Raw genomic sequence first — 13434 nt, forward strand, 5'->3', positions numbered from 1 at the left:
GTTTCGCTCTGCCCGTGGCCGCGGCCGGAATCGCCGCCGCAGTCACGGCCGCACTGATCTCGACGTCCGCCAGCGCGGCCACCCAGCCGGCGCCGACGGCCAAGCCGGCCGTCAGCACGCCGTCGCAGGCCACGCTGAAGCAGCGGGCCGCCGACGCCGTCGCCGCCGTCAACGGCGAGACCACCACGAAGACGTCGAGCAGTGGCTCCGCCGTCTCGCCGAAGATCATCGGTGGCGGTACGACCACCATCTCCTCGGCGCCCTGGATGGCCCAGCTCTGGTACTACGACGACAAGGGCACCACCAGCACCAGCGACGACGTCGGCTTCTTCTGCGGCGGCTCGGTCGTCTCGCCCACGAAGATCCTCACCGCCGCGCACTGCGTCAAGGGGTACAAGTGGAGCACCACGAAGTCCGTGGTCATCACGGGCACCGCCTCGCTGCCCACCACCAACAGCGACGGCAGTGACAACCTGCACGGCGGCACCGTCTCCGCCGTCCTGCGCCAGTGGAACCATCCGTCGTACACCGTGTCGACCCGCGGCGCCCCCAACAACGACGTCGCCGTGCTCACCCTGGCCGCCCCGGTCAAGGCCACGCCGATCCGGCTGACGACCAGCACCGACACGACCTCGTACAAGGCGAACACCAGCGCCAAGGTCTACGGCTGGGGCCGCACCAGCTCCACCTCGGACGACATCTCCGAGACCCTGAAGACGGCCACGCTGCCCGTCCAGTCCGACACCACCTGCACGGGCGCCTACGGCAGCGACTACGTCAAGGGCCACATGGTCTGCGCCGGCAAGGCCGCCACCGGTTCCGACACCGGCACCACCACCACCTGCAACGGTGACTCCGGCGGCCCGCTGGTCGTCGGCGGCCGGATCGTCGGCGTGGTCTCCTGGGGCGTCGAGGACTGCGTCGCCAAGGGCGCCTACCCGGTCTTCACGAAGGTCAGCACCTACGTCGGTGCCGCCTACGCGCAGATCACCGACACCAACCTGAGCCTGTTCAACAACCTCAACGACGGCAAGGCCGACCTGTTCGCGCGCAAGTCGTCCACCAAGGTCGGCTACGAGCTGGACTCCAAGGGCAGCTCGCTCGCCTCCCGCGTCTCCTGGGGCGACTTCAGCGGCGTCAACGTCATCCTCCAGGCCGACCTCAACCGCGACGGCCTCCAGGACCTCGTCTACCGGTTGTCCTCCAGCGGTGACGTCTACTGGCTGCACTTCGTGCTGAACAGCGACCAGACCGACGGCACCTGGACCGAGACGAAGATCTTCTCCGGCTGGAAGACCCGCAAGGCCGTCGTGATCCCCGGCGACCTCACCGGCGACTACCTGCCGGACGTCCTCTCCGAGGACTCCAGCGGCGTGCTGTGGCTGTACCCGGGCAAGGGCAACGGCACCTTCGCCGCCCGCGTCAAGATCGGCACCGGCTGGAGCCAGTACAACCAGCTGCGCGGCGTCGGCGACTTCAACGGCGACGGCAAGGCCGACCTGCTGGCCCGCAAGAGCAGCGGCGGCGACCTCTACCTGTACAAGGGCACCGGCAAGTCCGGCACCGGCCTCTTCTCGGCCCGGGTGAAGGTCCGCTCCGCCTGGACCGGCTTCAACACCCTCGCCGCGGTCGGCGACATGACCGGCGACGGCAAGGCCGACCTGCTGGCCCGTACGACCGGCGGCACGCTGTACCTCTACCCGGGCACCGGCAAGGGGACCAGTGAGATCTTCGGCACAAGGAAGTCGCTCGGTACCGGTTTCCAGCAGTACGACATCTTCGGCTGACATGGCTGGTGAGCGGGGGTTCGCCCCACTTGCCCGATGACTCCCGATCACGCAGTGTGCCCATCGCTCCACGCGGTGGGCACACTGCGTTGTGCAACCCTTTCCCGAGTTTCGCCGTCTGACCAGGCGGAGCGACGATGGTCCGGTACGTGCCGATGATCCGGGTACGCCGGACCTGACCCCGACCGCAGGGGGTACCGAGCAGCCGCAGGAGAACAGAGGAGCCCATGTCCGCGGAGAGCACGCCAGGTCCGGGCATACCCGGGCCCGGCACGAAGGCCACGAACCACCGCAAGCCCCGAGGGGCGGGCCGCAGGGCGCTTCTCGTCACGGCCTGGACGGCGGCGGGCATCCTCGTGCTGGGCGGCACCGGCGTCGGTTACCTGTACTTCAAGCTCAACGGCAACCTGAAGACCGTCGACATCAACCAGGCGCTCGGCACCGACCGGCCCACCAAGGTCGACAACGGCTCCGAGAACATCCTGGTCCTCGGCTCGGACTCGCGGTCCGGCGCCAACAAGAAGCTCGGCGGCGGCGCGGACGACGGCAGCGCCCGCTCCGACACGGCGATGATCATCCACGTCTACGAGGGCCACAAGAAGGCCAGTGTGGTCTCCATCCCCCGGGACACTCTGATCGACCGCCCGTCCTGCACGGACGCGCAGGGTGTCAAGCACTCCGCCGCGACCGGCGTGATGTTCAACTCCGCCTACTCCACGGGCGGCGCGGCCTGCGCGGTCAAGACGGTCGAGTCGATCACCGGCATCCGGATGGACCACTACCTGGAGGTCGACTTCTCCGGCTTCGAGAAGCTCGTCGACGAGCTCGGCGGGGTCGAGGTCACCACCACCAAGGCCATCGACGACCGGGAGAGCCACCTCGACCTCAAGGCCGGCACCCACACGCTCGACGGCCGGCAGGCGCTCGGCCTGGTCCGCACCCGGCACGGCGTCGGCGACGGCTCCGACCTGGGCCGCATCCAGCTCCAGCAGGCGTTCGTGAAGGCCCTGATCAACCAGGTCAAGCAGGTGGGCATCTTCACCAGCCCCAAGAAGCTGTACGACCTGGCCGACACCGCGACCAGGACCATCACCACCGACTCCGACCTGGGCTCGGTGAACTCCCTCATCGACTTCGCGAACGGCCTGAAGTCCATCAGCGCCAAGAACATGCACATGGTGACGATGCCGGTCCAGTACGACCCGTCCAACCCGAACCGGGTGATCGTCGCCGAGGCGAAGGCCAAGCAGGTCTGGAAGGCGCTGAAGAACGACGAGCCGATCCCGGCGTCCGCGACGAAGGGCACGGCGACGGGCCAGGCCAAGGGCGTCGTGACGACGTCGTGAGGCTCAGGGAATAGATCACCCGACCCCTCGGTTTTGGGCAATGCGGCCAGCCCTGGCAGACTGGTACGTCGGCCCCGGTTCACGCCCCGCAAACCCGCGACGGCGACCCGGTGCCCTCCCGAAATCTAGGAGAATCCCTTGAAGCGCGACATCCACCCCGAGTACGTCGAGACGCAGGTCAGCTGCACCTGTGGCGCGTCGTTCACGACTCGCAGCACCATCCAGTCCGGCACCATCCGTGCTGAGGTCTGCTCCGAGTGCCACCCGTTCTACACGGGCAAGCAGAAGATCCTCGACACCGGTGGCCGTGTGGCCCGCTTCGAGGCCCGCTTCGGCAAGGCTGCCGCCGGCTCCAAGAAGTAGCGAGCCCCATTTCGCCGGTCCACGGCCACGCCCCCGCGAGGGGTGTGCCCGGGACCGGCGTTTTTGGTCGCCCGCCTTCCCTTCCGTACGCCGTAGCAGTATCAGGAGCCAAAAATGTTCGAGGCCGTCGAGGAACTCGTCGTCGAGCACGCAGACCTGGAGAAGAAGCTCGCCGACCCGTCGGTCCATGCCGACCAGGCCAACGCGCGCAAGCTGAACAAGCGCTACGCCGAGCTCACCCCGATCGTCGCCACGTACCGCTCCTGGAAGCAGACCGGCGACGACATCGAGACCGCGCGGGAACTGGCCGCCGACGACCCCGACTTCGCCGCCGAGGTCAAGGAGCTGGACAAGCAGCGCGCCGAGCTCACCGAGAAGCTGCGGCTGCTGCTCGTACCCCGGGACCCGTCCGACGACAAGGACGTGATCCTGGAGATCAAGGCGGGAGCGGGCGGCGACGAGTCCGCGCTGTTCGCGGGTGACCTGCTGCGCATGTACCTGCGATACGCCGAGCGCGTCGGCTGGAAGACCGAGATCATCGACTCCACCGAGTCCGAGCTCGGCGGCTACAAGGACGTCCAGGTCGCCGTGAAGACCAAGGGCGGCCAGGGCGCCACGGAGCCCGGGCAGGGCGTCTGGGCGCGGCTGAAGTACGAGGGCGGTGTGCACCGCGTGCAGCGCGTGCCGGCGACCGAGTCGCAGGGCCGTATCCACACCTCCGCCGCCGGTGTGCTCGTCACGCCGGAGGCCGAGGAGGTCGACGTCGAGATCAACCCCAACGACCTGCGGATCGACGTCTACCGGTCCTCCGGGCCCGGCGGACAGTCCGTCAACACCACCGACTCCGCCGTGCGCATCACGCACCTGCCCACCGGAGTCGTCGCCTCCTGCCAGAACGAGAAGAGCCAGCTGCAGAACAAGGAGCAGGCCTTGCGTATCCTGCGCTCCAGGCTGCTCGCCGCGGCGCAGGAGGAGGCGGAGAAGGAAGCCGCCGACGCCCGTCGCAGCCAGGTCCGCACCGTCGACCGCTCCGAGAAGATCCGTACGTACAACTTCCCGGAGAATCGTCTCTCGGACCACCGCGTCGGCTTCAAGGCGTACAACCTGGACCAGGTCCTGGACGGCGACCTCGACGCGGTGATCCAGGCCTGCGTCGACGCGGACTCGGCCGCGAAGCTGGCAGCCGCATAAGAGGTACCAGTTACTACACGGAGGACCAGCGTGAACCTGCTGCTCGCCGAGGTGGCCCAGGCCGCCCAGCGGCTGGCCGACGCCGGCGTGCCCTCGCCGCGCAACGACGCGGAGGAGCTCGCCGCGTTCGTGCACGGCGTGAAGCGGGGCGCGCTGCACACCGTGCAGGACTCCGACTTCGACGCCCGCTACTGGGAGGCCATCGCCCGGCGCGAGCAGCGCGAGCCGCTCCAGCACATCACCGGGCGGGCGTATTTCCGGTATCTCGAACTCCAGGTGGGGCCGGGCGTGTTCGTGCCCCGGCCGGAGACCGAGTCGGTGGTCGGCTGGGCCATAGACGCGGTGCGCGCGATGGACGTGGTCGAGCCGTGCATCGTCGACCTGTGCACCGGCTCCGGCGCCATCGCGCTCGCCCTCGCCCAGGAGGTCCCGCGGTCCAGCGTGCACGCCGTGGAGCTGTCCGAGGAGGCGCTCCAGTGGACCCGCAAGAACGTGGCGGGCTCCAGGGTCGACCTGCGCCAGGGAGACGCCCTGGACGCCTTCCACGACCTCGACGGCCACGTCGACCTGGTGATCTCCAACCCGCCGTACATCCCGCTCACCGAGTGGGAGTACGTCGCTCCCGAGGCCCGCGACTACGACCCGGAGCTGGCCCTGTTCTCCGGCGAGGACGGCCTGGACCTGATCCGGGGCATCGAACGCACCGCACACCGGCTGCTGCGCCCGGGCGGTGTCGTCGTCATCGAGCACGCCGACACCCAGGGCGGCCAGGTGCCGTGGATCTTCACCGAGGAGCGGGGCTGGGCCGACGCGGCCGACCACCCGGACCTCAACAAGCGCCCCCGCTTCGCGACCGCCCGCAAGGCGCTGCCGTGAGCACCCCCCAGACTGTTTGCCGGAAGTCCCGGAATCCCTGGAACCGGATGTCCCGGAAGTACGTGTACTTCGTGTACGAGGAGGCCCGCTAGACATGGCACGGCGATACGACACCAATGACGCGACCGACCGCGTGACGGGTCTGCGCGAGGCCGCGTCAGCCGTCCGCCGGGGCGAACTGGTGGTGCTGCCCACCGACACGGTGTACGGCATCGGCGCCGACGCGTTCACCTCGGAGGCGGTCGCCGACCTGCTCGACGCCAAGGGCCGGGGCCGCAACATGCCCACCCCCGTGCTGATCGGCTCCCCGAACACGCTCCACGGTCTCGTCACCGACTTCTCGGAGATGGCCTGGGAGCTCGTCGACGCGTTCTGGCCGGGCGCCCTCACCCTGGTCGCCAAGCACCAGCCGTCCCTGCAGTGGGACCTGGGCGACACCCGGGGCACGGTCGCCGTCCGCATGCCCCTGCACCCGGTCGCCATCGAGCTGCTCACCGAGGTCGGCCCGATGGCCGTCTCCTCCGCCAACCTCACCGGCCACCCGTCCCCGGAGACCTGTGACGCGGCGCAGGAGATGCTCGGCGACTCCGTCTCCGTGTACCTCGACGGCGGCCCGACCCCGGGCAACGTGCCCTCGTCCATCGTCGACGTCACCCGCGAGGTGCCGCTGCTGCTGCGCGCCGGCGCCATCTCGGCGGAGGAGCTGCGGAAGGTCGTACCCGACCTCGAGGTGGCGAATTGACAGCCCCTGACGCGGGGCGTGGCATAGGCAACGGGGAGAGCGCGGCGGAGATCACGACGACGTTCGTGGGGCTGCCTCGTGACAGTTTCCGGATCCTCCATGTCAGCACCGGCAACGTGTGCCGCTCGCCGATCACCGAGCGGCTGACCCGCCATCTCGTGACGGACCGGCTCGGCACCTTTCTCGGCGGCGGGCTGATCGTGGAGAGCGCGGGCACCTGGGGCCACGAGGGCGCTCCCATGGAGGCCAACGCGGAGGCCGTGCTGGCCGACTTCGGCGCGGACCCGACCGGGTTCGTGGGGCGGGAGCTGCTCGACGAGCACGTCATCCGCGCCGACCTGGTGCTGACCGCCACCCGTGACCACCGCGCCCAGGTCATCTCCATGGGCCACTCGGCGGGCCTGCGCACCTTCACCCTGAAGGAGTTCACCCGCCTGGTCCGCGCGATAGACCCGGCGACCCTGCCGCCGCTCACCGAGGGCGTGGTGATCCGCGCCCGCGCCCTGGTCCGCGCGGCGGCGGCGCTGCGCGGCTGGCTCCTCGCCCCCACGGCCGAGGCCGACGAGGTGTACGACCCGTACGGCGCCCCGCTGCCGTTCTTCCAGTCCATCGGGGACGAGATACACGAGGCGCTGGACCCGGTCGTCACGGCGCTCACCGGCGTCCCGGCACGGATGTAGCCCCAGGCGCCGCACACACCGCGCACCCCACCCACCCCGGGCCTACATTGGACCTACGTCACCGTCGACCGCCCGGAGCCCGTCATGTCGGTCACCCCTACCCTCGATGAGGCCGGTCCGCTGCTGCGGCGGCAGGACCCGGAGCTGGCGGAGATCCTGCTGGGCGAGCTGACCCGGCAGTCGACGTCGCTGCAGCTGATCGCCGCCGAGAACTTCACCTCCCGGGCCGTGCTGGCCGCGCTCGGCTCACCGCTCGCCAACAAGTACGCCGAGGGCTACCCGGGCGCCCGGTACCACGGCGGCTGCGAGATCGTGGACGTCGCCGAGCGGCTCGCCGTCGACCGGGCCAAGGCCCTCTTCGGCGCCGCGCACGCCAACGTGCAGTCCCACTCCGGGTCCTCCGCCGTGCTGGCCGCCTACGCCGCCCTGCTGCGCCCCGGTGACACCGTCCTCGCCCTGGGGCTGCCCTACGGCGGTCACCTCACGCACGGGTCGCCGGCCAACTTCTCCGGCCGCTGGTTCGACTTCGTCGGCTACGGGGTGGACGCCGAGAGCGGGCTCATCGACTACGACCAGGTACGGGCGCTGGCCCGCAGCCACCGGCCCAAGGCGATCGTGTGCGGGTCCATCGCCTACCCCCGCCACATCGACTACGCCTTCTTCCGCGCGGTCGCCGACGAGGTGGGCGCGTATCTGATCGCCGACGCCGCGCACCCCATCGGGCTGGTCGCCGGGGGAGCGGCACCGAACCCGGTGCCGTACGCCGACGTCGTGTGCGCGACCACTCACAAGGTGCTGCGCGGACCGCGCGGCGGGATGCTGCTGTGCGGATCGCCGGAACTGGCCGAGCGGCTCGACCGGGCCGTGTTCCCGTTCACCCAGGGCGGCGCCCAGCTGCACACCATCGCCGCGAAGGCGGTCGCGTTCGGGGAGGCGGCAACACCGGCGTTCACCGGGTACGCCCATCAGGTGGTCGCCAATGCGCGCGTTCTCGCGGCCGCGCTGGCCGACGAGGGGCTGGCGGTGACCACGGGCGGCACCGACACGCACCTGATCACGGCCGACCCCCTGCCGCTCGGCGTGGACGGGCGGACCGCCCGGGGGCGGCTGGCCGCGGCCGGGATCGTGCTGGACTGCTGCGCCCTGCCGCACGGCGACGCCCGCGGGCTGCGCCTGGGCACCGCCGCCGTGACCACGCAGGGCATGGGGGAGCCGGAGATGACCCGGATCGCGGCCCTCCTCGGCGGTGTGCTGCGCGGCGGGGCGGACGGGGCGCGGGTGCGTGCCGAGGTGCGCGAGCTCACGGCCGGATTTCCGCCGTATCCCGGCTGGGACGGGGTAGGCGGAGGGTCGTAACGAACCTGGTGAAGACTGTCTTATGTCCGGCTCACAGCCACCCGTGCAACCATCTTCGCTACCCGGAAGTCCCCATGCATATGCGTCCCTCGCTAGGGTGTGGGGCTGTGATGGCCAGCGAGACCTGTGGGGAAGCCCGTGCGTGAATACCTGCTGACGCTCTGCATCACGGCCGCGGTGACGTATCTGCTGACAGGGCCGGTACGGAAGTTCGCGATCGTGGCCGGGGCCATGCCGGAGATCCGGGCACGTGACGTGCACCGGGAACCCACTCCGCGCCTCGGCGGTATCGCCATGTTCTTCGGCCTGTGCGCGGGTCTGCTGGTCGCGGACCACATGACCAACCTCAACGAGGTCTTCGAGAAGTCGAACGAGCCGCGCGCGCTGCTCTCCGGCGCCGCGCTGATCTGGCTGATCGGCGTGCTCGACGACAAGTTCGAGATCGATGCCCTGATCAAGCTGGGCGGTCAGATGATCGCCGCGGGCGTCATGGTCATGCAGGGTCTGACGATCCTGTGGCTGCCCATCCCGGGCGTCGGCACGGTGGCGCTCACCCCGTGGCAGGGCACCCTGCTGACGGTGGCACTGGTGGTCATCACCATCAACGCGGTGAACTTCGTCGACGGCCTGGACGGCCTGGCCTCCGGCATGGTGTGCATCGCCGCCGCGGCGTTCTTCATGTACGCCTACCGGATCTGGTACTCGTACGGCATCGAGGCCGCCGCCCCGGCCACGCTGTTCTCGGCGATCCTGATGGGCATGTGCCTGGGCTTCCTGCCGCACAACATGCACCCCGCGCGGATCTTCATGGGCGACTCCGGCTCGATGCTGATCGGCCTGGTGCTGGCCGCCGGTGCGATCTCCGTCACGGGCCAGGTCGACCCGGACGTCATGAACCTGTTCGCCGGGTCCGAGCGCAACACCGTCCACCAGATGGTGCCGGTCTACATCCCGCTGCTGCTGCCGCTGACGATCATCGCGGTGCCGGCCGCCGACCTGGTCCTCGCCATCGTGCGGCGCACCTGGCGCGGCCAGTCGCCGTTCGCGGCCGACCGGGGCCACCTGCACCACCGGCTGCTGGAGATCGGCCACTCGCACAGCCGGGCCGTGCTGATCATGTACTTCTGGTCGGCGCTGATCGGCTTCGGGGCGCTGGCCTACTCGGTGAACTCCGCGTCCATGTGGATCGTGCTCGGGGTGGTGTTCCTCAGCGCGATCGGCCTGGCGCTGCTCCTGCTGCCGCGGTTCACCCCGCGTGCCCCGATGTGGGCGCAGGCCGTCGTGCCGCCCCGCTACCGGCGCCGGGGGGCGTCCGCGGAGGAGGCTCCGGAGCCGGTGGCCGTCGTGCTGGAGAAGGCCGAGGAGGCGTGCGACGAGCAGGCCGACGGGCACCGTTCCCCGGTGACCGCGGCAGTGGCCGGAGTCAACGGTGCGACCGCCATCGGCGCCCGTTCGCGTTTCCTGGATCGGCGCCCTTCCGAGACCTCCCGCTGACCCCGCCAAGGTAAGAATCTGACTAGAGCATTGCCAAGTCGTGGGGGAGTAAACACCCCCAATATCAGACATAACGGCTCGGTTTTCGCTCGGACGGGCAGGTTCACTCTCATGTGTGACAGCTGGCACACCTACCAGGTAAAGACCTCATCAAATAGTTTGTGATACGGTTCACGAGAACCCCGGACAGAGCCGAAGGACCCAAGTGCGATGGTCCATTGGCGTGAGGTCTTCGCCCCTCCGGCCGGGACTACGCTCGTCCATGACGACACCTGCCCCCCTGTGAAAGCGGAGTTGCCGCCATGCCGTCCAATGACGCCCGGAACCTGGCCCAGGCCGCCGTACCCACGGCCGCCGTCGGCGTACTCGCCGCCGTTGTCAGCGGTGTGGTCGCGGGTGGCAAGGGGGCGATCGGTGCGCTCGTCGGGACGGTGATCGTGATCCTCTTCATGGGGATCGGTCTCTACGTTCTGCAGCGCACGGCCAAATCCATGCCCCAGCTCTTCCAGATGATGGGTCTGATGCTCTACGCGGCCCAGCTCCTGCTGCTGGTCGTCTTCATGGCCCTGTTCAAGAACACGACGCTGTTCAACCCCCGGGCCTTCGCCATCACGCTCGTGGTCGCCACACTCACCTGGATCGCCGCGCAGACCCGCGCCCACATGAAGGCGAAGATCCTCTACGTCGAACCCGACAAGGCCGACAAGGCCGAGAAGACCGGGCATTCGTCGTGAGAGGTAGGGCGGGGATAAAGGCGCACGAGAGAGCCTGCTATCGTCCGGTGCCAACTGCGGCATCGCGGGCGCGGGCATCTGAGCTGACGCCTGGTCAATCGCGAGGCGAGATGCCCCCCAGCCGCCCCCACATCCGTAACACCAGTCCCGTGCCGAACCGCGGCCCCGCGCCGCGCCGACACAACGAGGTTGCCGTACCCATGCGCCACGATGAAGGAGCCCGCGGTGAGTGCTGACCCGACGCAGACGCTCGCTTTCGACACGAGCTGCCACCTGTTCGACGGGTGTGGCTTCCCGGCTCCGGGCCTGCACTCGTTCCTGTTCAAGCCGCTCTTCGGCGACGCGGACAGCAACCTGTACTTCAACAAGACGATGCTGCTGGCGCTGCTCGGGTCGATCGTCATCGTGGGCTTCTTCTGGGCCGCCTTCGCCAAGCCGAAGGTCGTCCCGGGCAAGCTCCAGATGATCGCCGAGACCGGCTACGACTTCGTCCGGCGCGGTGTCGTCTACGAGACCATCGGCAAGAAGGAAGGCGAGAAGTACGTTCCGTTCGTCGTCTCGCTGTTCTTCTTCATCTGGATGATGAACCTCTGGTCGATCATCCCGATCGCCCAGTTCCCGGTCACCGCGATCATCTCGTACCCCGCGGCCCTGGCCGGCATCGTCTACATCACGTGGGTCGCGCTCACCTTCAAGCGCCAGGGTTTCGTCGGCTTCTTCAAGAACGTCACCGGCTACGACAAGACCCTCGGCGCGGTGCTGCCGCTCTCGATGACGATCGAGTTCTTCTCGAACCTCATCGTCCGGCCCTTCACCCACGCCGTACGACTCTTCGCGAACATGTTCGCCGGTCACACCCTGCTGCTGCTCTTCACGATCGCCAGCTGGTACATGCTGAACGGCATCGGCATCGCGTACTCCGGTGTCTCGTTCGTCATGGTCCTCGTGATGACCGCCTTCGAGCTCTTCATCCAGGCTGTCCAGGCCTATGTCTTCGTACTGCTGACCTGCAGCTACATCCAGGGCGCGCTCGCCGAGCACCACTGAGCCGTCCCACCACCCACCCAGACATCCGGTGGCCAACCCCCACCGGTCCTTGAAAGAGAAGGAAGAACCGGCATGTCCGCTCTCGAAACCCTTGCCGCCGGCGTCCAGATCAAGGGCAACCTCGGCTCCATCGGTTACGGCCTCGCCGCGATCGGCCCGGGCGTCGGCATCGGCATCATCTTCGGTAACGGCACCCAGGCGCTCGCCCGCCAGCCCGAGGCGGCCGGCCTGATCCGCGCCAACCAGATCCTCGGCTTCGCCTTCTGTGAGGCGCTCGCCCTGATCGGTCTGGTCATGCCGTTCGTCTACCCGACCTCCTGACCCGACCGTCGCGCACCAATAGACGAAAGGCACTGATATGAGCCCCCTGGTTCAGCTCGCGGCTGAGGAGGCCGAAAACCCCCTCATCCCGCCGATCCCAGAGCTCGTCATCGGCCTCATCGCCTTCGTCATCGTCTTCGGCTTCCTCGCCAAGAAGCTCCTTCCGAACATCAACAAGGTTCTGGAGCAGCGCCGCGAGGCGATCGAGGGCGGTATCGAGAAGGCCGAGGCCGCGCAGACCGAGGCCCAGAGCGTCCTTGAGCAGTACAAGGCGCAGCTGGCCGAGGCCCGGCACGAGGCCGCGCGCCTGCGCCAGGAGGCTCAGGAGCAGGGCGCCGCGCTCATCGCCGAGATGCGCGCCGAGGGCCAGCGGCAGCGTGAGGAGATCGTCGCCGCCGGTCACGCCCAGATCGAGGCCGACCGCAAGTCCGCGGCTCAGGCACTGCGTCAGGACGTCGGCCACCTGGCCACCGACCTGGCCGGCAAGCTCGTCGGCGAGTCCCTGGAGGACCACGCCCGGCAGAGCCGTGTGATCGACCGCTTCCTCGACGAGCTTGAGGAGAAGGCCGAGGCGGCTCGATGACAGCGCACGGAGCGAGCCGCGGAGCCGTGGCAGCCGCACGTGAGCGTCTCGACGCGCTGACGGACTCCACGTCCGTGGACGCGACGCGGCTCGCCGACGAGCTGGCGGCCGTCACCGCGCTGCTCGACCACGAGGGCGGCCTGCGCCGGGTCCTCACCGACCCGGCACAGGCCGGCGAGGCCAAGGCCGAGCTGGTCCGGCGCCTGATCGGCGGCCAGGTCTCCGAGGCCACCGCCGACCTGGTGTCCGGCCTGGTCCGCTCCCGCTGGTCGCAGCCCCGCGACCTGGTGGACGCGCTGGAGGAGCTGGCGAACACCGCCGACCTCACGGCCGCGGAGAAGTCCGGCGCGCTGGACGACGCCGAGGACGAGCTGTTCCGGTTCGGCCGGATCGTCTCCTCCAGCACCGAGCTGCGCGCCGCGCTCACCGACCGCAAGGCCGGTGCCGCCGCCAAGATCGAGCTGCTGCACCGGCTGCTCGGCGGCCGCGCCAAGCCGGTCACCGAGCGTCTGGTCACGCGCCTTGTGACCGTGCCGCGGGGACGTAGCCTGGAAGCGGGCCTGGAGGCCCTCTCCAAGCTCGCCGCGGAGCGCCGCAGCCGCGTCGTCGCCGTCGTCACCTCCGCGGTGCCGCTGAGCGAGCCGCAGAAGCAACGCCTGGGCGCCGCCCTCGCGAAGCTCTACGGCCGCACGATGCACCTCAACCTCGACGTCGACCCCGCGGTCGTCGGCGGGATCCGGGTGCAGGTCGGTGACGAGGTCATCAACGGTTCCCTCGCGGACCGGCTCGAGGACGCGACCCGCCGCATGGCGAGCTGACACCGACTCAAGAGCAGTACGTACTTACGACGGCCCGGGTTGGGCCGTACAAGAAGAATCCTGGGGGTCGCCCCCAGACCCCCCAAGTGAAACTTC

At 69.2% G+C, this 13434-nt stretch carries 14 protein-coding genes; all 14 read left to right on the plus strand.

What is annotated here, in order from left to right; all coding sequences use genetic code 11:
- The first annotated feature begins 14 nt into the window (after window positions 1-14).
- The gene (locus tag ACFZDK_RS05340; protein ID WP_390969899.1) at window positions 15-1787 is read left to right on the plus strand and encodes a trypsin-like serine protease; all 1773 of its coding nucleotides are present in this window, start codon (window positions 15-17) and stop codon (window positions 1785-1787) included.
- A gap of 227 nt (window positions 1788-2014) precedes the next feature.
- Window positions 2015-3133: an LCP family protein gene (locus ACFZDK_RS05345; RefSeq protein ID WP_390969901.1), complete on the plus strand. Its 1119-nt coding sequence runs from the start codon at window positions 2015-2017 to the stop codon at window positions 3131-3133.
- A 138-nt stretch (window positions 3134-3271) separates the two neighbouring features.
- The gene (gene rpmE, locus ACFZDK_RS05350; RefSeq protein ID WP_030672379.1) at window positions 3272-3496 is read left to right on the plus strand and encodes a 50S ribosomal protein L31; all 225 of its coding nucleotides are present in this window, start codon (window positions 3272-3274) and stop codon (window positions 3494-3496) included.
- Between the two features lie 114 nt (window positions 3497-3610).
- On the plus strand, window positions 3611-4687 hold the full coding sequence (prfA, locus tag ACFZDK_RS05355; protein ID WP_390969904.1) for a peptide chain release factor 1: 1077 nt from the start codon (window positions 3611-3613) through the stop codon (window positions 4685-4687).
- 30 nt (window positions 4688-4717) lie between these two features.
- Window positions 4718-5563, plus strand: coding sequence for a peptide chain release factor N(5)-glutamine methyltransferase (prmC, locus tag ACFZDK_RS05360; RefSeq protein ID WP_355721044.1), 846 nt, complete (start codon window positions 4718-4720; stop codon window positions 5561-5563).
- Window positions 5564-5657: 94 nt separating this feature from the next.
- On the plus strand, window positions 5658-6305 hold the full coding sequence (locus ACFZDK_RS05365) for an L-threonylcarbamoyladenylate synthase (protein ID WP_217555092.1): 648 nt from the start codon (window positions 5658-5660) through the stop codon (window positions 6303-6305).
- Window positions 6302-6985: a protein-tyrosine-phosphatase gene (locus ACFZDK_RS05370; protein ID WP_355721041.1), complete on the plus strand. Its 684-nt coding sequence runs from the start codon at window positions 6302-6304 to the stop codon at window positions 6983-6985. The genes ACFZDK_RS05365 and ACFZDK_RS05370 overlap by 4 nt, the downstream gene beginning before the upstream one ends.
- A gap of 84 nt (window positions 6986-7069) precedes the next feature.
- Window positions 7070-8341 carry a serine hydroxymethyltransferase gene (gene glyA / locus ACFZDK_RS05375; RefSeq protein WP_390969906.1) on the plus strand — a complete coding sequence of 424 codons (1272 nt, stop codon included), beginning with the start codon at window positions 7070-7072 and terminating at the stop codon, window positions 8339-8341.
- Window positions 8342-8479: 138 nt separating this feature from the next.
- A complete protein-coding gene (locus tag ACFZDK_RS05380; RefSeq protein WP_390969908.1) occupies window positions 8480-9835 on the plus strand; it encodes an MraY family glycosyltransferase in 1356 nt (451 codons plus the stop codon).
- Between the two features lie 302 nt (window positions 9836-10137).
- A complete protein-coding gene (locus tag ACFZDK_RS05385; protein ID WP_390969910.1) occupies window positions 10138-10569 on the plus strand; it encodes a hypothetical protein in 432 nt (143 codons plus the stop codon).
- Between the two features lie 210 nt (window positions 10570-10779).
- Window positions 10780-11616, plus strand: coding sequence for a F0F1 ATP synthase subunit A (atpB, locus tag ACFZDK_RS05390; protein ID WP_390969912.1), 837 nt, complete (start codon window positions 10780-10782; stop codon window positions 11614-11616).
- Window positions 11617-11688: 72 nt separating this feature from the next.
- Window positions 11689-11937, plus strand: coding sequence for an ATP synthase F0 subunit C (gene atpE / locus ACFZDK_RS05395; RefSeq protein WP_217555087.1), 249 nt, complete (start codon window positions 11689-11691; stop codon window positions 11935-11937).
- A 37-nt stretch (window positions 11938-11974) separates the two neighbouring features.
- Complete coding sequence (locus tag ACFZDK_RS05400; RefSeq protein ID WP_133025280.1) at window positions 11975-12520, plus strand: F0F1 ATP synthase subunit B; 546 nt, start codon at window positions 11975-11977, stop codon at window positions 12518-12520.
- Window positions 12517-13338 (plus strand): F0F1 ATP synthase subunit delta, encoded by an 822-nt coding sequence (locus ACFZDK_RS05405; RefSeq protein WP_390969915.1) that lies wholly within the window; start codon window positions 12517-12519, stop codon window positions 13336-13338. The genes ACFZDK_RS05400 and ACFZDK_RS05405 overlap by 4 nt, the downstream gene beginning before the upstream one ends.
- Window positions 13339-13434: the final 96 nt, after the last annotated feature.

It is taken from the genome of Streptomyces sp. NPDC007901, assembly GCF_042959465.1.
Taxonomy (GTDB): domain Bacteria; phylum Actinomycetota; class Actinomycetes; order Streptomycetales; family Streptomycetaceae; genus Streptomyces.